General features: G+C 56.3%; 2 tRNA genes. Both read right to left on the bottom strand.

Features of this window, described 5'->3' with window-relative positions:
• Positions 1 to 46: 46 nt before the first annotated feature.
• A tRNA-Ala gene (locus tag ACYPYD_RS11045) sits at positions 47 to 122 on the bottom strand.
• Between the two features lie 23 nt (positions 123 to 145).
• A tRNA-Ile gene (locus ACYPYD_RS11040) sits at positions 146 to 222 on the bottom strand.
• Positions 223 to 245 lie beyond the last annotated feature (23 nt).

The following is a 245-nucleotide window of genomic DNA, read 5'->3' as shown; positions in this document are numbered from 1 at the left end:
CAGTGCAACGCACTGTACCATCCTCAAGCCAATCTCTCGGCGAAGATGGTGGAGCCTATCGGGATCGAACCGATGACCTGATGCTTGCAAAGCAACCGCTCTCCCAGCTGAGCTAAGGCCCCATTATCTGTCTAGATATGGCAAGTGGTGGGCCTGAGTGGATTCGAACCACTGACCTCACCCTTATCAGGGGTGCGCTCTAACCAACTGAGCTACAGGCCCAACTCGCCATGCCCGAACAGGCC

The sequence above is a fragment of the Novosphingobium sp. 11B genome, assembly GCF_054589055.1.
Note: the sequence above shows the minus strand (reverse complement) of the source record. Positions and strands in the feature narration are given on the sequence as shown.